At 39.3% G+C, this 21633-nt stretch carries 17 protein-coding genes, 1 tRNA gene and 1 pseudogene; 16 read left to right on the top strand and 3 right to left on the bottom strand.

Annotated elements, in window-relative coordinates:
* Positions 1 to 30 precede the first annotated feature (30 nt).
* Positions 31 to 105: transfer RNA gene (locus HYU69_08000), tRNA-Arg, on the top strand.
* On the opposite strand, the gene HYU69_07995 is transcribed toward HYU69_08000, so the two are convergent.
* The 3 genes from HYU69_07995 to HYU69_07985 all read right to left on the bottom strand — a co-directional run bounded on the left by HYU69_07995 (position 65) and on the right by HYU69_07985 (position 2819).
* A complete protein-coding gene (locus HYU69_07995; GenBank protein MBI2270284.1) occupies positions 65 to 1234 on the bottom strand; it encodes a recombinase family protein in 1170 nt (389 codons plus the stop codon). The two genes, HYU69_08000 and HYU69_07995, sit on opposite strands and share 41 nt — an antisense overlap.
* A gap of 431 nt (positions 1235 to 1665) precedes the next feature.
* Positions 1666 to 1854, bottom strand: coding sequence for a hypothetical protein (locus HYU69_07990; GenBank protein MBI2270283.1), 189 nt, complete (start codon positions 1852 to 1854; stop codon positions 1666 to 1668).
* A gap of 137 nt (positions 1855 to 1991) precedes the next feature.
* Entirely contained in the window at positions 1992 to 2819 is an 828-nt protein-coding gene (locus HYU69_07985) for a MerR family transcriptional regulator (GenBank protein MBI2270282.1), read from the bottom strand.
* 183 nt (positions 2820 to 3002) lie between these two features.
* Here HYU69_07985 and HYU69_07980 point away from each other — a divergent pair, with 183 nt between their 5' ends.
* From HYU69_07980 to HYU69_07910, 15 genes and pseudogenes are all read left to right on the top strand, one after another.
* Positions 3003 to 4292, top strand: a complete 1290-nt coding sequence (locus HYU69_07980) for an AAA family ATPase (GenBank protein MBI2270281.1) — start codon at positions 3003 to 3005, stop codon at positions 4290 to 4292.
* A gap of 189 nt (positions 4293 to 4481) precedes the next feature.
* Positions 4482 to 5228, top strand: coding sequence for a hypothetical protein (locus tag HYU69_07975; protein MBI2270280.1), 747 nt, complete (start codon positions 4482 to 4484; stop codon positions 5226 to 5228).
* On the top strand, positions 5225 to 6601 hold the full coding sequence (locus tag HYU69_07970; protein ID MBI2270279.1) for a nucleotidyl transferase AbiEii/AbiGii toxin family protein: 1377 nt from the start codon (positions 5225 to 5227) through the stop codon (positions 6599 to 6601). The genes HYU69_07975 and HYU69_07970 overlap by 4 nt, the downstream gene beginning before the upstream one ends.
* Complete coding sequence (locus HYU69_07965; GenBank protein MBI2270278.1) at positions 6591 to 7178, top strand: hypothetical protein; 588 nt, start codon at positions 6591 to 6593, stop codon at positions 7176 to 7178. The genes HYU69_07970 and HYU69_07965 overlap by 11 nt, the downstream gene beginning before the upstream one ends.
* Before the next feature lie 53 nt (positions 7179 to 7231).
* Positions 7232 to 7666 (top strand): Mov34/MPN/PAD-1 family protein, encoded by a 435-nt coding sequence (locus tag HYU69_07960; protein MBI2270277.1) that lies wholly within the window; start codon positions 7232 to 7234, stop codon positions 7664 to 7666.
* A gap of 86 nt (positions 7667 to 7752) precedes the next feature.
* Positions 7753 to 9246: an E2 ligase fold family C protein gene (locus tag HYU69_07955; GenBank protein ID MBI2270276.1), complete on the top strand. Its 1494-nt coding sequence runs from the start codon at positions 7753 to 7755 to the stop codon at positions 9244 to 9246.
* A 6-nt stretch (positions 9247 to 9252) separates the two neighbouring features.
* Positions 9253 to 10857, top strand: a complete 1605-nt coding sequence (locus HYU69_07950; GenBank protein MBI2270275.1) for an SAM-dependent DNA methyltransferase — start codon at positions 9253 to 9255, stop codon at positions 10855 to 10857.
* Entirely contained in the window at positions 10854 to 11345 is a 492-nt protein-coding gene (locus HYU69_07945) for a hypothetical protein (protein MBI2270274.1), read from the top strand. The genes HYU69_07950 and HYU69_07945 overlap by 4 nt, the downstream gene beginning before the upstream one ends.
* Entirely contained in the window at positions 11342 to 12439 is a 1098-nt protein-coding gene (locus HYU69_07940) for a restriction endonuclease subunit S (protein MBI2270273.1), read from the top strand. The genes HYU69_07945 and HYU69_07940 overlap by 4 nt, the downstream gene beginning before the upstream one ends.
* A complete protein-coding gene (locus HYU69_07935) occupies positions 12423 to 14006 on the top strand; it encodes a TIGR04141 family sporadically distributed protein (GenBank protein MBI2270272.1) in 1584 nt (527 codons plus the stop codon). The genes HYU69_07940 and HYU69_07935 overlap by 17 nt, the downstream gene beginning before the upstream one ends.
* Positions 14007 to 14023: 17 nt before the next feature.
* Positions 14024 to 14989 (top strand): restriction endonuclease, encoded by a 966-nt coding sequence (locus tag HYU69_07930; GenBank protein ID MBI2270271.1) that lies wholly within the window; start codon positions 14024 to 14026, stop codon positions 14987 to 14989.
* Positions 14990 to 15634 (top strand): annotated as a pseudogene (locus tag HYU69_07925) (type I restriction endonuclease subunit R).
* A 126-nt stretch (positions 15635 to 15760) separates the two neighbouring features.
* Positions 15761 to 18553 (top strand): HsdR family type I site-specific deoxyribonuclease, encoded by a 2793-nt coding sequence (locus HYU69_07920; protein ID MBI2270270.1) that lies wholly within the window; start codon positions 15761 to 15763, stop codon positions 18551 to 18553.
* A 27-nt stretch (positions 18554 to 18580) separates the two neighbouring features.
* Entirely contained in the window at positions 18581 to 19408 is an 828-nt protein-coding gene (locus tag HYU69_07915; protein MBI2270269.1) for a hypothetical protein, read from the top strand.
* A 22-nt stretch (positions 19409 to 19430) separates the two neighbouring features.
* Entirely contained in the window at positions 19431 to 21152 is a 1722-nt protein-coding gene (locus HYU69_07910) for an SWIM zinc finger family protein (GenBank protein MBI2270268.1), read from the top strand.
* Positions 21153 to 21633 lie beyond the last annotated feature (481 nt).

The following is a 21633-nucleotide window of genomic DNA, read 5'->3' as shown; positions in this document are numbered from 1 at the left end:
TTTTAAAATCCAATAATTCTAAATCAATTTGGCCCTGTAGTTCAATGGATAGAACGGAAGTTTCCTAAACTTTAAATCCAGGTTCGATTCCTGGTGGGGCTACCAAAGCGGACTTTTCAGGGTAAAACTTGTTAAGTCCGCTTCTTTTTTGTGTGAAAATGGCTGATAATGCGGGGATTGCAGCGAAGAAGGAATTCACTCTCGCAGTTCGATAATCATTATTTTCCTTATTGAACCTAACGCCCTCAGGAAACACCAGATTCTGTATTTTCAGTTTGGTATCGTACTCTGCGGAATCCCACGCTGGCTGGAGTTTTGAGGCTAATCGCAAGGTGTAATTTACGTATTCATCCAAGTTCGATAATTCAAAACTGCTTTCGGCAAGTTTTTTCTCCAAATCGGCTTTTTCCTTGCCATATTTCGTTATGAATTTTTCATACAAAGCTCGGTCTATTTCACCCAGCACAAATTTTTCTTCCACCGTATTTATTTTTTCCTGACAGGCTTTCAATGCCTTTGAAAAAGTTTCCTTGTTACTGCTATTGGATTCATTCAGATTGTTGAAAACGTATGACATCATCCGGTGCATGGGAGGAATCCCCTTTTCCTCGACTGCATATTCCCCCAGTTTTTTGATAAAGGCTTTATGCAGGATTTCTGTATTCCGATTGCACTTGCAGCCTATCTTATTGCATTTATAATACTCTGCATTTTTCTTTTCCATGCGGTAAGCTGTCATGGGCGTACCACAGGAATCACATTTTGCAAATTGCTTTAAAGGAAATTGAGACCTTTCCTTCTGCTGCTTGTACCCGTGATGATTTTTTGACTGAATTTCGTTCACTTTTAAAAAGACTTCTTCGGAGATGAGTTTAGGATGCTTTCCTTTTATGATTTCACCCTCAACCAATGTGCTTACTATAATCCCGCAATAAAATGGATTTTTGAAAATTTCGGTGAGCCTTTGCTTTGAAACTTTTAAACCGAGCTTGTTTAGGCACAATACGATTTCGGTATTAGACAAGCCCTCATCAGCTTTCCATAGGAAGGCTTTGCGTAAAAGTTTTCCCTTTTCATCAATTACTATGCGGTTTTCTCTATCCGCTCCCGGAACATGGGAATAACCTACCGGAGCTTTGGTTGCCCAAAATCCCTGCCGGAGCATCTCCCTCATTCCGGCTACTGTTTTCTCCCGCCTCATATCATTGTCGAGCTGGCTGAACATAAAAAACATGTTCTGCTGAAACTTTCCGGTCGGGGTGATGGTTTCTATGTTCTGTGTTACAGAGAGGATATGTATTCCCTGCTTTTTTAATTGCTCACTGATATAAATAGCATTTGAACCGGAACGTGAAAAGCGGTCAATACTGAAAACGATAATATAGGATATTTTTTCTTTCTGCTTTTTAACGAGGTTCAACATACGCTGAAACTCCTTGCGTTCGTCTGTCTTGGCACTCTCATAAGTTCCGCCAAAATATTCCACTACCCGCAGGTTGTTCTTTTTCGCATATTCCTCGCAATATTTCCTTTGGGTTTCAAGGCTAAGATTGGTTTCCGCCTGTTCTTTTGTAGATACCCTTGTATAGATAACGGCATTGGAAGTCAGTGCCTTTGGCTGGCTATTGCCTTTCTTTGCAAACTTTTTAAATATCTCAAGATTACTCATGCTGCTTTGGATTTTTCCTTTTTGTAAAGCTCATAAGCAATAATACAAAATGTTTCCATTGTATCAATGTACTCACTGGCTTCTGAATCACTGAAATGCTCAAAACCCTTGTAGCTCCTGAGTTCTTCAATGGTTAGTCTTGATACTTTTTTCTTTTCCCCATTCAGCTCATCCGTCTTTTCCATTGATTAATACCATCCTCGTCCCAACTCCAAGACCTTTGGTTGTTGAGATAACTGCACTGGCACCGGAGGCTATCCGTTTTGCCTTACCATCTTTGGTACTATGGATTTTCATAGCTTATTGCTCAATATAAAACAGCCTATGGCTGCTGTATTTTCTTTTTTACTTTTCTTACGATGGATACAATCACATCATCTTTTTTAATGACTTCTATGCTCTGATATTTTTGTTCCTTTAAAATATCAACCATGCGTTTGCTTACGTCCAATCTTTCTACCGCTTCAATGATTTCCATTTTCTTGTTTTTAAAACGGACTTCTACCCGTTCATACTCACCCATGCGGATAAAGGATAATAATTCCGCTTCCTCATAAGTCAGGTAAATTTCCAGCGGATAAACCGGGCTTATATTTTTGTCAGGAAAGAACCGTTGCAGGATTTCGTTCATATCAATATGAATATGATTTTTTAATCCGTAATTGATGAGATTCATTTTGTATTCTTCATAGGGTATGGGCATAGCCGAGCCATCACTGAATACCATCAGAATAACAGGCAGCTTACTTGACAAGGCAATAAAAGTGCAGTATTCCAGCAGAGGCATAGGATACTTTACTTTTTTGCTTCCTTCAGCTAAACTTTCTTTTACGAGCTTGATTTGGTCTATGGTATAACCCAATAAGCGTAGCTCATAAATGATATTGAGCCATAGCGCATCCATGATGCTGTATTTTCTCCATTCGCTCCCTTCTCTTTCTATAACATCCAATAAACCATACTGATCCCAGCTGTTAATCTGCCGGTAGGAAGCGACACTCGTTTTAATGGCTTTAGTCCGATCGTTTAGTATGAATGAAATGTCTTTGGCTGCCGGTTCAGGATTACTGAAATAGTCCTGAAAGTGTCTTTTAAAGTCAGGGCTGATGGCTATGCTATCGGCAAGCCTTTCGTTTTTCTTTTTTGTCATGGCTCAATGTTTTTATAAATGATAAACATTACCGTTCGGTACAAATGTATAAAATTATTTTAATAAAACTTACCTAACAGTAATATTTATTAAAAATACCTTGTATATTTGCGTAACAGACAGCTAAAATTTTCCATAACAGGACGGCTGTTTTGTGTAACAACCTTAAAAATCGCGTAACAAATGAGTAAAAATCATCCGAAGAAGTGCTTAGAGTGCAAAAAACATTTTTTTGCTAAAAACCTGCGTGCTGTCTATTGTTCAGACAGGTGCAGGGTGCGTTCTAACCGCAAAAAATCCGTAACAGTTACGGAAAAAGCAGAAATTGTACTGAGTAAGGAAGAAATCCTGCTGAAAGAAACTCGGCTTTTGTTGGAAAAGGAACAAATGGGAATACCCCTGCTCGAAAAAAAGTTAACGGAAACGGAAATAAAGCTCCGGGATAGGGAACTGAGAAACGAAAAGATCAGGGGTATCAAAACCAAGTTGCTGAAGGCAAGGACTTATTATGATAGGATACATGGAACAGTAAAATCAGGTGGTGAGATTACAAAGGGAATGTTGGCGGATTCAGCAGGTAAAAACCTTCTTTTAAATGCTCTCGCCGGTTTTGTTACCGATAAAGCAATGGGCAATTCCATCAAGCGGTATGATTATTCAAAGGAGCTTCGTGATATTGATGAACAACTGGCATTACTTGGAAAGGAAGAACGAATTATCCTTTTTCCCTTTGACACAGATTCTTTAAAAGGTGAAATCCAAAACAAAGCCCGGCATATTGAGAACCTGAAACAAAAATGTAAGGAGCTGGAAGAAACAGTACTAAGAAATAAAAGCGTAAAGGATTTAATTCTTCTGAAAGATGAGCATGGCTTTGTCTCTGCTAAGGATGTGAAAAACATAAACTTTTCGGATAGAATCATGCTCAGCGGGGATATGGGAATATTCATCGGGGCCATCGAAAAAAATAAGTGCGCCATCACCCTTACCGGGAAGCAGGGTTCCGGTAAAACTTATTTCTCCTTCGACCTGATAAGCAAGTTCATAGAGTTAAAATACAAGGTGGCTTATTTTTCCTGCGAGGAGGGGATCACCCAGCTCACAAGGGAAAAGATTGATTATTACAGGCTCCAGAACGAAGAAAACTTTAAAATCCGAGAGGAGGCCAGCTTGCAGGACATTCAAAAGTTCGCCAATAGCTTTGATGTAATTGTAATTGACAGTTGGGGCAAGCTGAATACCGACATCAGTGAGTTTGATAAGCTGAGGATCGCTTTTCCAAACACGATTATCGTTTCCATCTTCCAGCTCACTACCTCCGGGCAGATGCGTGGCGGTACTATGGCTGCTTTTGATGCAGGGATTAATATTGAAACATCCATAGTTGACGGGAAACGCATAGCTATGTGTACAAAGAACAGGTATGGAAAAACCGGGATAAGATATTTTATAGATGAGCGAGTGATAAAATAGCTTTTATACTTGCCATTTTAGCAATATATATCCTTGTAATATTGGGCAATAAATCAATTTTATTGCCGATAATAACGAATTTAGATGAGTATTTTGTTATTTTAGGCAGTAATCATATCTTATTGCCCAAAATAACATTTGTTACTTTCGTCAATTATACATATATTTGCCTAAAATTACACATACAAATTGAAAACAGAAGACCTTAAATCATTTCTGCCTGAAAATGAACCATTCACAAAAGAAAGGCTCAGAGATTTTTTTTCTAAAAATGGGAGCAGGTTATCTGATGAAAATTTACGAGTCCGGATTAATAGGTTAAAGGCAAAAGAAAAAATTGTTGCGGTCGGAAGAGGATTATATCGGCTGAATGACAAAAAAATATTTGAACCGGAATTAAGCCTCTCATTAAAAAATTTATCTGGAAAAATAAAAAAAGAGTTCCCATTCTTAAATTTTATTCTGTGGTCATCCACATGGTTAAATGAACTGGCAACACTTCAACTGATGAGAAATATTTTAGTGATAGAGGTTGAATCGGGTTCAGAAGATGCTGTATTTGGAAAACTCAAAGAGGATTTTCCTTTGCGATGCTTCTTAAATCCTACCGAAAATGAATGGGAAAATTATAAAGCGGAAGATGAAAACATTGTGATTAAGACAATGATTTCGGAATCTCCATATAAATTATCCGAGGGGATGAAAGTTGTAAGGCTGGAAAAAATACTGGTTGACCTCTATTGCGATAAATTTTGGAAAATGATTTTTTCGAGCGAGACCTTCAACATTTATTCAGAAGCATGTAAAAGCTATGCGATAAATTTTAGTACGCTTCTCAGCTATGCAGCAAGGCGCGGGAAACGTGATGAAATCTGGAACTATATAAAATCTTTGGAAGCAGTAGATGAAAAAACAATAAACCTGATAGAAAAATGATTAAACCGGAATCGTACTCACCACAATGGCTTGATTCAAAATTGAATGAATATGAAGCCACCAACTACGACTTGGCAGAGAAAATGACCTTTGCCTTCATATTACTTGAGCATCTTAAGCTGAAAGGCCTTGATTTTATTTTCAAAGGGGGAACCTCTTTGGTTCTTATGCTTGATAAATTTCACAGGTTCTCAAAGGATATTGATATTATCCTTCCGGTAAATCCCGGAAACCTGAATGAAATATTTGATAAGGTTGTTGCGGACACTCCATTTACCCGATGGGAAGTGAGCGAAAGAAAGAACGATGAATTTCAGGTTCCGAAGGAACACTACAAGTTTTACTACAACCAAAGCAGGCCGTCCAAATTTCCGGAGCAGCCTGTGTTGTTGGATATAATATACGTGGAGAGCTGTTATCCAGCAACACGCAAAATCAATCTTGCGCACTCTTTTCTATGCACAGAGGAGCCGCATACGGAAATAACAATTCCAACCTTAGATTCTATTGCCGGTGATAAGCTATCTGCATTTGCGCCAACTACCATTGGTATTCCAATGGGAAAAAACAAAGCAGTGGAGATAGCGAAGCAATTATTTGATGTCGATCAGATGTTTGAATTGATGGAATCCCCGGAGGTAGTTCGGGAGAGCTTTGAGCAAACCTCATTGATGTGCATTACGCATTATAAAAAAGATTATACCGTTGAGAACATATATAATGATGTAATCAATACCGCTTTTGCAATGGCGATGATGGGAAAGACCCATCCGGAATTATTTAATGAAATCAAGGCCGGTGTTAGCTCACTGAGCCAATACCTGAATAAGAAAACCAATTTCGGTTATAATGTGGCCTTAACTGCTGCTGCACGCATTGCATATCTGGCTGCTTGCCTGATGAAAAAAACAGTGCCTCATAAATTAGACTGGAAGTCAATCTCTCCTGACGAATTAAAGAGCAAAAAAATTGACCATCCCGAATACGGCGTACTCAATAAAGCTCTCAAGGCAGGGTACCCGGAAGCATGGTACTACTGGTTGCATACAGCAAATATTCTGAGTGGAGCGGCTATTACTGCGGTACCGGTAGCAATAAAAGAGAGCGGGAAAAGGAGTGATAATTTAACTTCTCTCACCTTCATTATTAATGGAAAGGAAACTGTTCTCGATAATGTCAATTTGAATGAACCGCTGCGTGCGGCTGTGGAACAGGCATTAGCCAAATCGGGAAGTACAGGGCGACTGACAAGTGATTATCTCGTAAAGTATAATGATGTGGATTTAGATGTTTCAAAAAAAGTTGGAGAATATCACTTTCCAAAAGATGCCAAAATATTTTTAACGTTAAAATCAGGTGAGGGTGGAAAATAAAAATTTACAATATGTGCAGCCTGAAATTTCGCGCTCCAAATTTGAGAGTGAGATACAAGAATTTCTCAAAATACAGGATGTATGGCGCCAAAAGGGAGTTGTCTGCGTAAAAGCAGAATTTCCTGTTGCGCATTTTATTTTTATTGCCCATTACATGAAACCTCCCGCAGTTGCTTTTGCTGTTTCAATAGATTTTACCAACTACGATGTTGAACCACCCTCAATAGTTTTTATTGACCCTTTCACCGGAGCGCCAGTTACCCGAAAACAGATGGGGCCCTTAAAGTTCATTCAACAAAAAGCCGGAGGAGCGCTTCAGATCAATGGTCAGGTTATGCCTTTTAGTCAGCCGCAAGACTTATTAGTGGGTCAAGGAGATGAATATCCTTTTTTATGCTTGCCGGGCGTGCGCGAATATCACAATCATCCCCAACATTCAGGAAATGCATGGTTATTACACAGAACAAGAGGAGAGGGTACACTGGGTTTTTTACTTACGAAACTATACGACCATGCTATTCCATCTATGCGAGGATACCATATACAATTTAATGTAAACATTCAGCAGCAGTTTTAATGAGTGGCTTTTTAAACATAAAAAAAATAATTCTTCCGGAAATGTGTTTACACATGGCTTACAAACATATGCGGGAAGCTGGCAAACATCAGTTGGAAGGCGTAGCCCTTTTCTCCGGTAAAGAAAATGAAAATATTTTTCGCATTGAAAAAACGATTGTGCCTGAGCAACATGCAATGAGTTTAGAGGATGGATTACTTTATTCTGTGAGTGGCGATGAGTTACATAGGATAAATGTTTGGCTTTATGAAAACAAGATGAGTTTGATCGCACAAATTCATAGTCATCCAACGCGGGCGTATCACTCAGCAACAGATGATGCGTATCCCATTGTTGCAACGGTTGGTGGGGTTTCCATTGTAGTTCCAGATTTTGCTTTTGGCGAGGCTGATATAAACTGTTGCGCCGTTTACAGGCTGCATCCCGAAAAAGGATGGATTGAATTAGATAAAAAGATAAAAAATGAATTAATAGAAGTGATTAAGTAATGGCATTGGCTGAATATTTTTCTAAAAATTTACTCGCACTGTCCCAGGCTCTGAACAAGGGATCGGCAGATGAATTCCAAAACATCTTGAATAAAACAGTGGTTGGAATTGCATTTGACGATGCAATCAATAAGCGAGAAGGAAAATTAGCGGCTGAGATGCTCACACGCTTGTTAAGCAGGCTTTATCCTAAGCTAAATCTTATTAATCTCACAGGAAAGAAAGATGCGGCAGATGAATATATTGAATTGGCTAAAAAGATAAATTCCCGAATAGAGATTACAAAAGTGAAACCAACAGTAATAGTTGCTGTAAGTCAAAAGCCACTTTCAAAAGAATATTTGGGCTCACGTATTTTCTATGTAGGATCCGATAAATGGGTAGCAAAATTCTCTGACAAAAAACCTGTTGGATGTGGTAATAGCGAAGTGCCTTTTGCTGCCGGAGCTGTGGCTTGCGTAGCAGTTTCAAATATTTTCAGGGTTGTTTTTCAGGACTTTATCAATGAAGCTGCCCTTGACGGAGATTTTTCTTTTTCACTTATCAATCTTGATTGTTCGGATAGTAACGCTGAGATTAAAGAAATAGATGTACAGGATTTTATTTTGGTTGGCTTTGGTGCAATAGGGAACGGTGCGGTCTGGGCTTTAGCAAACACGCCTTTTATAAAAGGAACGGTTACTATTGTGGAACCCGAAACAGTTGATTTATCGAATTTGCAGAGATATGTACTTGCCGAAGAACGTCATATAGACAAAGCTAAAACCGATATACCACAGGTATACAACAAGAACTCTAACCTCAAAATAAATGTTGTTCCTAAAACATGGGCGGGGTTCCTCGGTGAAAAAAATAATTGGATAAATTCATCTGTGTTGATCTCGATTGATAATGCAAAGGATCGTATAGGGGTTCAGAGTTCCTTGCCAAAAAAAATCATCAACTCATACACAGCGGAGAATTTAATTGGTATTTCCCGCCATTATGCTTTTGGCGAAGAAGCCTGCGTTGCCTGCACCTATATGCCCACAGAAGAAAGAAAAAATTTTGCTTTGGAAGTGGCAGAAAACTTGGGTATTCACCGCATAAACTTGCCTCCTCCCTTTACCATTGAATATGCAATGGGCGGCTACTTGCATGGAAACAAGGGTGCAGACGATCAATTATTGGGGTGGATCGCAAGTGAAAACTCTATTGATCGTGCAGAACTGGAAAAGTTTAAGGATATCCCGGTGCGCGAATTTTATTCAAAGTTTGTATGCGGAGGCATCTTAATGAAGATGAAAAAGAACGATAGTAAAGCAGGCGCTGTTGAAGCTCCTTTGGCTTTTCAATCAGCCTTAGCCGGAATTTTATTAGCGGCAGAGTATGTGGTTGAAAAGGGCCGTCTTAGAAAAAGCAAATTGCCAAATGTATCGCAGCTTTGGCCATTAGCTCCAATAAAAAAGGACATTAACCCGCGTAGCTTCATTTTTACAAAGGATAATACGGGGCGGTGTATATGCAGTGATAAAGAATTCATCGCGGCATATCAAAAAAAATATCCTGCTCCTGTGAAACAAAAATCTTTAACCCATTAAAATACTATGGCAAAAAAGGAAAAGGAAATAAAAGAAGAACCGCTGGAAAAAAAACTCTGGAAGACGGCTGACAAGCTCCGTAAAAATATGGATGCTGCCGAATATAAGCACGTGGTATTGGGACTGATCTTCCTGAAATACATCTCTGATGCTTTTGAAGAACTGTTCAACAAATTGAAAGAAGGCGAAGGAGATTATGAAGGTGCGGACCCGGAAGATAAAAATGAATACGCAGCAGAGAAAGTATTTTATGTACCTCCCTCCGCACGCTGGGTATGGTTGCAGGGCCGGGCAAAATTACCTTCCATTGGCAAAGACATAGATGATGCTATGGATGCCATTGAAAAAGACAACCCATCCCTTAAAGGAGTTTTACCAAAGGTGTATGCACAGGAAAAATTAGACAAGGCAAGTGTTGGCGGTTTAATTGACCTTATCAGCACTTCCGTACTCGGAACAAAAGAAGCGCAAAGCAAAGATGTTTTAGGTCGGGTGTACGAATATTTTCTCGGTGAGTTTGCATTGGCCGAAGGTAAAAAGGGCGGTCAGTTCTATACTCCGGCAAGCGTTGTAAAACTATTGGTGGAAATGCTCGAACCTTATGAAGGTAGGGTATTCGACCCATGCTGCGGAAGTGGTGGTATGTTCGTACAAAGCGAAAAGTTTATCAAAGCACATCAGGATTACTACAAAAAGAGAGACAACGGCAAAAAACTATCTCTCAACTCTGCCGACTATATTTCCATTTACGGACAGGAAAGCAACCAGACCACCTGGCGACTGGCCAAAATGAACCTTGCCATTAGAGGCATTGACAGCAGCAATGTGAAGTGGAACAACGAAGGGAGTTTTTTGAATGATGCCCATAAAGACCTGAAAGCCGATTACATCATTGCCAATCCTCCGTTTAATGATAGCGACTGGAGCGGTGAGCTTTTACAAACAGATGCCCGATGGAAATACGGTGTACCCCCTGCCGGAAATGCGAATTACGCATGGATACAGCACTTCATTTATCATTTGGCCCCAACCGGACAGGCAGGTTTCGTCCTCTCCAAAGGTTCACTTACCACCAATACCAGCAACGAAGGTGAAATAAGGAAAGCTCTTGTTGAAAATGATTTGATTGATTGTATTGTAAACCTTCCGGCAAAATTATTTTTGAATACGCAGATACCCGCCTGTCTTTGGTTTTTAAGCCGGAACAAACAGAAACACGGTTCGACAAGCTCACCGCAGCGAAAAGGAAAAATATTATTTATTGACGCGAGAAATCTGGGCTTCCTTATAAACAGGCGCACAAAAGAATTATCTGCGGAGGATATTAAAAATGTTGCCGCCACTTACCATAACTGGCGCACAGGCGAAAATAAGTATGAAGACATTGCCGGATTTTGCAAAGCCACAACCATTGAAGAAGTAAAAGCCCTCAACTATGTAGTAACCCCCGGCAGGTATGTGGGCTTACCGGATGATGAGGACGATTTCAATTTTGCGGAACGCTTCACGACCCTGAAAACTGAACTGGAAAGACAGATAGCGGAAGAAGATGCTTTGAATAAGCGGATAGCTGCCAATCTTTCAAAAATTAAAACTGAAGTGGAAGCATGAGTAAAATGCGAAAATATACACATGAAGAAGTTGAAGCTAATTTGAACAAAGCACTTTCAATCCTACAGGAAAGGGATGCTGTATTGCTCGATTCTGAATTTAATATCAACGAAAGAACCGTTACACATAGATTGGGTATGTATCTGGCCGAGCTCTTTTCTGAATTAGATGTTGATTGCGAGTATAACCGAGTTTTCAATGAACAGACAAGAGAGTTTATGGCAAAACGAGTTGAACTTCCACATGTTGAAAGTGAATTGACTTTAGAGGATACAGAAGCTAAAACAGTTTTTCCTGATATTATAGTACACAAGAGGCAAACTGGATATAACATAATGGCAATTGAAGTAAAAATGGGATGGAAAAACTCAAAGGGCGATTTTGATAAAGTAAAGGCAGAGGTGTATAAACATCAGCTTGGTTATCAATATACAGTATTTGTTATTATAGGGCCTGGTAAGGAACTAAAACTTCATTGGATAAAATGAGCGAGTGGAAGGAATATAGAATTGGAGATTTACTTCAACTTGAATATGGGAAGTCCTTGATGGATTATCGTAATGGTATGGGTACGTATGAAGTATTCGGAACAAATGGAAAGATTGGATTGACCGATAAATGCTTACATGACGAACCATCAATAATTATTGGAAGAAAAGGTGCTTATCGTGAAGTCCATTTCGCTAAGAGACCATTTTTTGTAATTGACACCGCTTTTTATACCAAGAGAAAAAACAATAATACTGATACAGTTTTCATGTATTACTGGTTTAAGAATGTTGACATTAATGCAATGGATAGTGGCTCAGCGATTCCGTCAACAAGCAGGGATGAGGTTTACGAATTAACCATAAATCTCCCACCACTCTCTGAGCAAACCGCCATAGCCGAAGTTTTAAGCAGCTTAGATGATAAAATATATCTGTTACACCGCCAAAATAAAACCCTTGAGCAATTAGCCGAAACGCTGTTCAGGCAGTGGTTTGTGGTGGAAGCGGATGAGAGTTGGAAAGAAAAACCATTGGATGAAATTGCTGAATATTTGAATGGATTAGCATTACAAAAGTTCCCCGGAGATTCATTACCCGTTATAAAAATCAGAGAAATGAGACAGGGGATTTCGGAAAATACAGATAGATGTAGTAGAGAAATTCATGAGAAATATATCATTCATGATGGCGATATTCTTTTTTCATGGAGTGGCAGTTTGGAAGTAGTGATTTGGTCTGGTGGCGATGGTGCACTAAACCAGCATCTTTTCAAGGTTAGTTCAAAGGATTATCCAAAATGGTTTTATTACTTGGCAACTAAACATCACCTTGAAAACTTCAAAATGATTGCAGAATCAAAGTCAACCACAATGGGGCATATTCAAAGGGAGCATTTGTCAGATGCAACTATTTCAATTCCACCTAAGGAAATTTTTGCTGAATATGACAGTATCATTGCCCCTTTAGTTGAAAAAAAAATCAAAAACAATTTGCAAATCCATATCCTCACCAAGCTACGGGAAACATTGTTGCCAAAGCTGATGAGTGGGGAGGTGAGAGTAAATGCATGCAAGGATGGAATCAAAAACTAACAGACTATCCATATACCTGATTAAAGAAGGATTTGATACTCCGGATAAGATTCTCAAAAGTATCTCTCCCCAAAAAGAAATTAGTGGAATAGGAACATTTTATTATGCAAGTTCCCCCACGAGAGAGCCAGATTGGGTTAAAAAGTTTTTTGCCAATTCTCTTGGAGATACCTCCCATCTGAAAACCGCTGCTGCTAAAGGAGTATTATTGGTTCAGATTAATATAGATACGACCACTGTACGCTTTGCTTTCTGCTTCGGAACGGGCAGGCATATGTTAAAAGACGGCGTTATTGATGAAAGATTCGGCTTGCGTACCACTTTAAACACAATAAAACCGAATAACATACGCAGCATAGAAAAAAACAGCATTGGAGCTGTCTCTAAAATAAGCAAAGAACAGATGAGTAAAGGTGCTACATTCTCGGATTTTGGCTTTGATATAGAGCAGGATTTAGTTCGTTCAGTAACAGGACAATCTTCTCTTGATCAGTTTGGGAAAATAATCACAGGTGGTGATTCGCTGAGTCTCTCTGTAAAGGTGAATGTCAACAATGCAATAGAATTTTTGAAACTCTGTTATGCGCAATATATTAGTCCAAAATATAAAGAGGAATTCGGCTGGATTGATCAGATTCAGGAAATAAAAAATCATAAACTGATCGAAAACTTGAATGCCGAGCTGCTTCGCAGGTTAAATGCAAAAGAGCTCGATAAGCTATGGATGTCCGTCCCTGACCTAATAGACTGGTGGGATGTAAAAGGGTTTAAATACCTTCCTCGTCAAGACAAACTATCCGATGATATATCTATCACGGAATTTTTGAATCATTATCAAAATTTTGATTCCGTTCAGCAGATTAAGACAAAAACATTGACTGCTTTTTCTGCGTCAAATGATAGTGAAATTGACAGCTGGTCAATCTACAAGTGTATTTATGGAGAAGTAACTCAAGGTGATAAAATATATGTGATTAACAATGGAAAATGGTATGAAATTGCATCGGGATTTGTTGATGAAATAAACTCAAGCTATAATAATATCCAGCTATCAGATATAACCCTTCCGGAATACAATCATAAAAATGAATCTGAATACAATGAGAGTGTAGCTTTGGGAGATTCTTCCATTGTTTGCATGGATCGAAAAGAAATTATCTATGGGGGTGGGCATAGCAAAATAGAATTCTGCGATTTACTAACTTCTGATAACAAAATAGTTCATGTAAAGCATTATGGAGGATCGAGTGTTTTAAGCCACCTGTTTATGCAGGGAAGTGTTTCGGGAGAACTATTTATTCAGGATCCAAAATTCAGAAAGGAACTGAATAAAAAATTGCCAAGTGGAAGGAAACTGATCAATCCTGGCAATAAACCTGATCCATCAAGTTACGAAATAGTTTTCACGATAATAAGCAACAGTCAAGACGAACGTCCGCACCTCCCCTTTTTCAGCAAAGTGAGTATAAAAAATGCCAAAAGGAGACTGGAAGGTTATGGCTATAAAGTAACGTTGAAGAAAATAGTTTCCGTGAAAAGGGGAGTTGAAGAAGAATCAGAAACCTAAGTTTAAAATATATCAGTATGCCAAATCTTTTTGTAGTTCGTTCAAATTATGGCCAATACACCCCCCAATTTATAAAGGGAGGATATGCAGCTATTGGCTGGCTTGATGAAATGGACTTATCAAAAATTAAAACCCGAGAAGAACTATATCCTATCTATGAAGAATATCATAAAGAGAAGAATAGTTTGGTATTAGGTCAACAGGTAGGACAGATCAGCAGGTTTCTGTTCGAAATACAAAAAGGAGATTACGTTATTGCTCAATCGGTGAATAGCGACCATATTCATTATGGCATTGTGGAAAGCGATTATTATTATGAGCTCCATTCAAAAGACGGATGCCCATATCCGCACCGCAAGAAGGTAAAATGGATCAATGAGTTGCCAAGAAATTCCTTTTCGGTTCCTTTTCAAAATACCATACGGTCATCCCTTACCGTATTCAAGGTTTCACAACTACAGAATTTCTTTTCGGTAATCGGCGAAACAAAATTTATTGCACCAAAAGAAGGACTAATTGAATATAATTATCACAAAACCATTCTTGACCGTTTGATGGAATTGGATGCTAAAGAATTTGAAATTTTAATTACGCATCTGTTAGCTGCATTGGGATTTGAAGGCACTGAACATACCGGAAGGCCCGGTGATGGCGGTGTAGATGCCACAGGTGAATTAAATATAGCTGGAATGGCAAAGGTGAAGATATTTGTTCAGGCGAAACGCTACAAGCCAGATTCAACTATAAAATCATCAGATGTAAAGGCATTGAGGCAAAATATTCCGAGAGATGGACAAGGTGCATTTATTACCACCGCACAATTTGATAAAAAATCAAAAGAAGTGGCACTGGATGCGAATTTTCCAAGAATAGGTTTAATCAATGGAAATCAATTTGTTGAATTGTTGGCGGAGCATTGGGATGAAATTCCAAATGAATTCAGAGAAAAATTAGGTTTAAAAATCGGTTTGATACCAATGTAAATGAAACCCATCACCGAAAATATCATAGAAGAATCAGCGATTGAAATTTTGCAATCGCAGGGATGGGAATATGCCAATGGCAAGGAGATTTCACCGGAGGGATTATTTTGTGAGCGTGAAAATTTCAGCCAGATTATTTTATCCAGCAGGATCAGGGCAGCCATTGCGAAAATTAATCCTCACATTCCGGCAGATGCTCAGGAGGCAGCCGTTCAAAAAGTATTGCGGATTGCTTCACCCGATTTGCTGCATAACAACGAGGAATTTCACCGTCTTTTAATCGAGAAGGTAAAAATTCCCTATCAGCAAAACGGCTATGAGCGCAGTCATGAAGTGGCGTTGATTGATTTTGAAAACCCTGCCAACAACCAGTTTCTGGTGGTGAATCAATACACCATTATTGAGAATAACCAGAACAAACGCCCGGATGTATTGCTTTTCGTTAATGGCATTCCACTGGTGGTAATTGAACTGAAAAATGCGGCAGATGAAAATGCAGACATCCTGAGCGCTTACAAACAAATTCAGACATACAAGGCCATTATTCCTTCACTGTTCACTTACAATGCCATTTGCATTATCAGCGATGGTCTAGAATGCAAGGCAGGAAGCGTTTCAGCAGACCTGAGCCGGTACATGACATGGCCTGTCTGCGTGCAACGCACAGGCAGAAAAACAGCTGACGGCTTTTTCGTTTATGTTTTAGAGTGTGATAATGGAAGTTATTACATAGGGCAAACTGAAAATCTTGAAAAAAGATGGCAAGAGCATATTTCAGGTAAGGGTGCGAAATGGACAAAATCTCATAAACCTGTTTGTATAATTCATTATGAAGAATTTAAAACACGGGAAGAGTCAGTAAAGCGGGAAAGTGATTTGAAAACGGGTTTCGGTAGAAAGTGGATCAAAAGAGAAATTGCAGCAGGACGCAACAATCCATACAAAACCGAAGAAAATCTAAAATTAGCTTCCCGCTTCAAGCCGCAATTAGAGACCTTGCTGAAAGGCATGTTCCAACCGGCAACAATGCTTGATTTGGCGCGCAACTTTATTGTGTTCGAGAAATCAAAGAAAGAAGATGCCAAAACAGGGTTAATTCAAATTCAAACCGTTAAAAAGCTGGCCGCCTACCATCAATATTATGCGGTAAACAAAGCCGTGCAATCAACTATCAACGCATCTGGAACAGACGGAGATAAACGGGGCGGTGTAGTTTGGCACACACAAGGATCAGGGAAAAGTTTGAGCATGGTTTTCTATTCGGGTAAGCTCATTACCTCTCCCGAAATGAAGAACCCTACCATTGTGGTTATTACCGACCGCAACGATCTGGACGACCAGTTGTTCGACACCTTTGCATCTTCAGTTCAGCTATTGAGGCAGGAGCCGGTGCAGGCAGAGAGTCGGGACCACCTGAAAGAATTGCTGAAGGTAGCCAGCGGTGGCATTGTGTTTACCACCATTCAGAAATTCTTGCCTGACGGTAATAAATCTGTATATGACCAGCTTTCAGATAGAAAGAATGTCGTAGTCATTGCAGATGAAGCCCACCGGACACAATACGGTTTCGAGGCAAAATACCTCGATGTAAAAGATGCCAAAGGAAAGGTAATAGATAAGCGCCTTGCTTATGGCTTTGCGAAGTATATGCGGGATGCCCTGCCCAACGCCACCTACATTGGTTTTACAGGCACTCCGATTGAAGGCACAGACGTAAATACACCGCAGGTTTTCGGAAATTATATTGACCGCTATGATATTAAAGATGCAGTGGATGACGGAGCAACTGTTAAAATTTTCTATGAAAGCAGATTAGCGAAAGTTAATCTGGATGAAGAAGGCAGAAGATTGATTCAGGAATTTGATAAAGAATTGGAGCAGGATGAAGAAATAACTGAAAAGCAAAAAGCAAAAGCGAAATGGACAAAACTTGAAGCCATTGTAGGGAACCAGGACAGGGTGAAGAATCTGGCAAAAGATATTGTTACCCACTTTGAAAAAAGACAAACCGTATTTGAAGGCAAGGCGATGATTGTTGCCATGAGCCGCAGAATTGCTGCCGACCTCTATAAAGAAATTATTGCCCTCAAACCGGATTGGCACAGCGACGATATGACCAAAGGCATTATAAAGGTGGTGATGACAACCAATAGTGCTGACGGTCCCGAAATTTCAAAACACCATACTACAAAACAGCAGCGAAAAGATTTATCGGAACGCATGAAGGATCCCTCTGACGAATTGAAACTTGTCATTGTTCGTGATATGTGGCTGACGGGTTTTGATGCTCCCTGTTTGAACACGATGTATGTTGACAAGCCTATGAGAGGGCATAACCTGATGCAGGCCATAGCAAGGGTAAACCGTGTTTTCAAAGACAAAGCGGGCGGCCTGATTGTGGACTACCTCGGCATTGCCACCGACCTGAAAAAAGCCCTTTCATTCTACGGTGAAGCGGGCGGGAAAGGAAATCCAGCAGAAAATATTGAAAAAGCATTTGAAATATTTACCGAAAAACTGGAAGTGATCCGGCAAATGTTCAACGAAGAAAGCAATACCCGGAAAGATATTTTGGTAGAAGAACCGCAGGCCTACTATCAAAACAGCCTTAAATTCAATTACAGAAGATTCTTTTCCGTTGATGCCCAACAAAAATTATCTATCATTCTGCAAGCTGAGGAACATATTTTGGGCTTGTCTGCCTGTGACGGCACGGCAGACAGGCAGGAAGGTAAGGAGAGATTTATCCGTGAAGTAAGCTTGCTCAGTCAGGCTCTTTCTCTTTGTATTACCAAAGAAGAAGTTCAGACGCATTTACCGGAAGTGGCATTCTTTCAGGCAGTAAAGGCACGGTTGGCAAAATTTGATGCTCCGGCCGGTGGTGGCAGAACAGATGTAGAAATTGAAACGGCTATTAAGCAAATTGTGGATGAAGCATTAAGCAGCGATAAGGTAATTGATATTTTTGATGCTGCCGGGATGAGCAAGCCGGAAATTTCCGGTCTTGAAATTCTCTCTGACGAGTTTTTACTGGAAGTACAGGGAATGCAGCACAAAAATTTGGCGATTGAATTGCTGAAAAAAATTCTGAACAATGAATTGAAGGCAAGAGCGAAAACCAACCTTGTTAAGAGCAGAAAACTTCTGGAAATGCTGGAAGGTGCTATCAAACGCTATCAGAATAATCTGCTGACAACTGCTGAAATTATTCAAGAACTCATCAACATTGCCAAACAAATAAAAGAATCAGATAAGGAAGGCGAGAAACTCGGTTTGAACAATGACGAAGTGGCTTTTTACAATGCGCTGGAAATAAATGATAGCGCAGTGCAAGTGTTGGGTGATGATACCCTAAAGGATATTGCCCGTGAAATCGCCGATAAGGTAAGAACCAATGCCACCATTGACTGGACGATCCGCGAAAGTGCGCGCGCTAAACTAATGGTATTGGTAAGGCGTACCCTAAAAAAATACGGCTATCCTCCGGATTTGGAACAAAAGGCAATAGATACTGTTCTGAAACAGGCTGAAATGATGGCAGAAAATGTGTTGAATAATTCATAAAATAACTTTCATAAACAAGCAAATTACATGGACGATTTTTCTGAGAAAAACGAAGAACTCAACAAGCTCCGCATAGAGAATGAGATAAAGAAAATGAAACTTTCATTGGAGCATGGGGCTAATTTTTTCTCTGAAGGAGAGAAGAAACTGTCCCCTGAAATGGAAAGCCAATGGCTGGATCAAGTACAGCAGTTTGAGGACGCTTATGCAAAAAATAAAAGAGTAGTGATATATGATTTTATCGGTAGGCCGGCATATAAGCCTGTGAGTGAAATTCCTGAAACAGAAATCAAATCCGAGTTGAAAAGGATTTTAAATCTGCTTGGCGAAAAGTCAATTTGTATTGACACTATCTGTAAAGTAGAAGACCGAGAACTATATCGCTTTATTACCGAAGAACTATTTCAGGAAGAAACAGACTATATGGTGATGGAGGGGATGACGCACAATTACATTTATGAAGAATTCCATCCTAACCACGAACATGATATTAAAAATCATTGCAGGGAATTTATGGAAGTTCTTTTGAACAAAAAGTTAGACCTAAATCCTTCTTTTATGGCGATGGCTAATGAAATAAATTCGGAAAGCGGTGTTATAAAGCAGAGTGAAGCCATAAAAAAGATGCAGTTATTCCGGGACGCATACATATTTTTAAAATTGCAATACTTTAAAGTAACCTCGTTGCATGTAAGCGAGGAAAAAGCGAAAGCCACTTTTGATATAAAATACACAGGAACTATTGAAGGAAGCAATGAGAAAAAAACTTTTTCAGGAATAGCAGAATTTCAATTAAAATACGAATACAATTATTGGTGCATCAGTAAAATAAATATTCCGGGAATATCAATTTAAAGGGCAGGTAGATTTTTAGGCAATGAAAATCCCATTAAGACAATTTGAGCAATATATAGACGAAACCATACTCCAGCGTGGGCTTTCCTATTTTAAGAAAGGTTATGTAAATACACCTGAAGAAATTACTTCCGGGAAATTTGAAGCGATTGTTCAGGGGACAGAAGATTACACAGTGGAGGTGCAGATTAAAAATGAAACTATTACTGATTATTCCTGTACCTGTCCCTATGATTTGGGGCCTGTATGTAAGCATGTAGTAGCAGTAATTTTCTATTTACAGAAGGAGGAACTTGATATTAGAGCAGGTTCAGACCATAAAAGGAATGGAACGGAAAAAATAAAAAAAGGAACAGGGAAAAAGAGACAAACCGTTGCGCAGCAGGTAACGGAATTACTCGATAATATTTCTCACGAGGAACTGAGAGAGTTTATCCACGAAAAAGCAGAAAGTAATGCTTCCTTCAGGAATCTTTTTATTTCTTCTTTTGCTCATCGCAACAAAAATGAGACACAAGAAACATACAATAAGCAAATCCGTTCTATTCTGCGTCAGGCTGCCGGGCGGGATGGTTTTATTGATTGGTCAGGTACACGCCATGTAGGTAATATGGTGCATGGATTGGTTACAACCGCACGAAACCAATTCCAGCTTAAAAATCCTAAAAGTGCAGTCCTGCTCTGTTGCGCTGTGATGGAGGAAATGACCGAAGCCTTGCAATTTGCCGATGACAGCAATGGTGATATTGGCGGACCCATAGAAGAAGCTGCGGAGTTATTGCATGAAATCGCTTCCTCAAAGGAGCTGCCTGAAGAACTTCGCAAACACCTGTTCAGTTATTGCCTGAATACCTTCAATAAAAATATATTTTCCGGGTGGGATTGGCATATTGATATGCTTGACCTCGCATCTTGTCTTATTAAAAGCAATGAAGATGGAGAACGTGTTATTGCTATTTTGGATAAAGTAAAAAATTCTGAATATGAAGCAGAGAAAGCGCAGAGTATAAAATTGAATATTCTGAAAAAACTAAAAGGAGAGAAAGAAGCCGACCGCTTTATGGAACAAAATCTGTCAAATCCTTCCCTCCGGGAAACTGCCCTTGAAAAAGCTTTTTCAAAAAAGGATTATATAAAAGTCATTCAGATAGCAAAAGAAGGTATTCTGCACGATAAAAAGGATAAGCCCGGCCTTGTGTATGATTGGTATGACTGGCTTCTGAAAGTTGCCAAAACGCAGCATGACAAAGAAAAGATTATTGAATATGCACGCCTTATGTTCATTGAATCACACCGCCACGATCATAGAGAACATTACAAGCTGATGAAAACCCATGTGGAAAAAGGCAAGTGGGAAGATTTTGTGCATGAACTTGTCAAAGAAATCATAAAAAATAGTCGCTTTGGAGATTTTCATCTTGTGGCTGAAATATACATCAACGAGCAATGGTGGGATAAACTGTTAGCGTGGATTAAACAGAATTCTCTGAATATGGAAGGTATTTCCGAGTATGAAAAATACCTGTCAAAAGACTATGCACCTGAACTTGCAGATATTTATGAAAAGAAAATCGTAGAATACTTAAAACGCAGTACCGGACGGGGAAATTATAAAACTGCATGCAGGTTTATGAGAAGGATGCTAAAGCTGGGGGCAAAGGAGAAGGTCAACCGGATGATTGAAATTTTCCGAAAGGAATACATCCAGAGGAGGGCACTTATGGAAGAATTGGATAGGATATAAATTTAAAGTCGGGTAAACTTCCTGAAATCCATCAGCGCCTTGAAATCCTCAATAAAAAAGTCCGATAATAACGGTTTTAGGGCTACTTTTTAACACATAACATATTTATTTTCAATATGTTATTATTTTATACGTACACCATTACGTACATATTTTCTGGTTTACCCCCCTCTTAATTTTTATTCTTCATTCTATAATTTATTTTGCCATTAATGAAAGTCCTCCGTGTCATATCGCTGAGTAGTTCCAACACGGTATTTTTTAAAGTACCTGGCAATGACTGGAAAGCTTCCTCGTGGGTAAAACTGATTTCAAGGAAATAAAATATAATTATAAGAAACTCCCGAGTTTGACACTCGAATCGAGGTCGCAACCCTACAGCCCTTGTTAATGCTGCATTCTTGTTTGGATTTTAAAATTTTGTAGTGAACAAACATTAACAAAACGTTGTTAATACTTGCCTTTAGGCTTGTGATTTAAT

Source organism: Bacteroidota bacterium (assembly GCA_016183775.1).
Lineage (GTDB): Bacteria > Bacteroidota > Bacteroidia > JABDFU01 > JABDFU01 > JABDFU01.
This window is presented reverse-complemented; position numbering and strand designations above follow the sequence as displayed.

Excerpts from the sequence above, each read along its gene's own strand:
- HYU69_07980 (MBI2270281.1), top strand. The coding sequence starts at position 3,003 with ATGAGTAAAAATCATCCGAAGAAGTGCTTAGAGTGCAAAAAACATTTT.
- HYU69_07970 (MBI2270279.1), top strand. The coding sequence starts at position 5,225 with ATGATTAAACCGGAATCGTACTCACCACAATGGCTTGATTCAAAATTG.
- HYU69_07985 (MBI2270282.1), bottom strand. The coding sequence starts at position 2,819 with ATGACAAAAAAGAAAAACGAAAGGCTTGCCGATAGCATAGCCATCAGC.
- HYU69_07950 (MBI2270275.1), top strand. The coding sequence starts at position 9,253 with ATGGCAAAAAAGGAAAAGGAAATAAAAGAAGAACCGCTGGAAAAAAAA.
- HYU69_07910 (MBI2270268.1), top strand. The coding sequence starts at position 19,431 with ATGAAAATCCCATTAAGACAATTTGAGCAATATATAGACGAAACCATA.
- HYU69_07940 (MBI2270273.1), top strand. The coding sequence starts at position 11,342 with ATGAGCGAGTGGAAGGAATATAGAATTGGAGATTTACTTCAACTTGAA.
- HYU69_07995 (MBI2270284.1), bottom strand. The coding sequence starts at position 1,234 with ATGTTTTTTATGTTCAGCCAGCTCGACAATGATATGAGGCGGGAGAAA.
- HYU69_07945 (MBI2270274.1), top strand. The coding sequence starts at position 10,854 with ATGAGTAAAATGCGAAAATATACACATGAAGAAGTTGAAGCTAATTTG.
- HYU69_07930 (MBI2270271.1), top strand. The coding sequence starts at position 14,024 with ATGCCAAATCTTTTTGTAGTTCGTTCAAATTATGGCCAATACACCCCC.
- HYU69_07915 (MBI2270269.1), top strand. The coding sequence starts at position 18,581 with ATGGACGATTTTTCTGAGAAAAACGAAGAACTCAACAAGCTCCGCATA.
- HYU69_07990 (MBI2270283.1), bottom strand. The coding sequence starts at position 1,854 with ATGGAAAAGACGGATGAGCTGAATGGGGAAAAGAAAAAAGTATCAAGA.
- HYU69_07935 (MBI2270272.1), top strand. The coding sequence starts at position 12,423 with ATGGAATCAAAAACTAACAGACTATCCATATACCTGATTAAAGAAGGA.
- HYU69_07960 (MBI2270277.1), top strand. The coding sequence starts at position 7,232 with ATGGCTTACAAACATATGCGGGAAGCTGGCAAACATCAGTTGGAAGGC.